1 protein-coding gene is annotated in these 990 nt (G+C 75.6%); it reads left to right on the top strand.

What is annotated here, in order from left to right:
• On the top strand, window positions 1-848 hold an 848-nt coding region (locus tag AC2W7G_RS17150), incomplete at its 5' end, for a Dyp-type peroxidase (protein WP_485869506.1).
• Window positions 849-990 lie beyond the last annotated feature (142 nt).

Raw genomic sequence — 990 nt, 5'->3', positions numbered from 1 at the left:
CCGCGCGCCGGCCGGCCCGCCTGCAGGAGCTGCCGCACTTCCCCGGGGACGCCCTCGAGCCGCACCGCACCGGCGGCGACCTCGTCGTCCAGGCGTGCGCGCACGACCCGCAGGTCGCCGTGCACGCCATCCGCAACCTGTCGCGGCTCGCGTTCGGCACCGCCACCGTCCGCTGGAGCCAGCTCGGCTACGGGCGCACGTCCTCGACGTCGACCAGCCAGGCGACGCCGCGCAACCTGTTCGGGTTCAAGGACGGCACGGCCAACGTCAAGGCCGAGGAGGCCGACGCGGTCCGCGACTTCGTCTGGGTGCAGCCCGGCGACGACCCGGCCGCCGCGTGGATGGAGGGCGGCAGCTACCTGGTCGCGCGCCGCATCCGGATGATGATCGAGACCTGGGACCGCGCCCCGCTGCGCGAGCAGGAGACGGTCGTCGGCCGCACCAAGACCACGGGCGCGCCGCTGTCGGGCGGCACCGAGCACACCGAGCCGGACTTCACCCTGGCCGGACGCGACGACGTCCCGCTCATCGCCGAGCAGTCCCACGTCCGGCTCGCGCACCCCAGCAGCAACGACGGCCAGCGCCTGCTGCGCCGGGGCTACAACTACACCGACGGCTCCGACGGCCTGGGCCGGCTGGACGCGGGCCTGTTCTTCATCGCCTTCGTCCGCGACCCGGCCCGGCAGTACGTGCCGATGCAGAACCGCCTGGCCCGCGACGACCTCATGAGCGAGTACCTGCGGCACACCGGCTCGGGCCTGTGGGCCGTCCCGCCGGGCGTCCCGGACGGGGCCCGGCTGGGCGGCACCGACGGCGCGTACGTGGGCCAGGCGCTGTTCGAGGGCTGAGGCTCAGCGCTCGCGCAGGCGTCCGCTGAGCACCAGCGCGGCCAGGGCCACCAGCGGCGCGGCCCCGAGCACGGCGGCGAACGCGGCCTCGCTGACCTGGTCAGCAACGCGGCGAAGACGGCGCTGCCGAGCGCCAGCCCCC

Source organism: Aeromicrobium sp. PFPM2_SD2 (assembly GCF_057364525.1).
The sequence above is the reverse complement of the archived record's forward strand: the minus strand, read 5'-3'. Positions and strand labels throughout refer to the sequence as shown.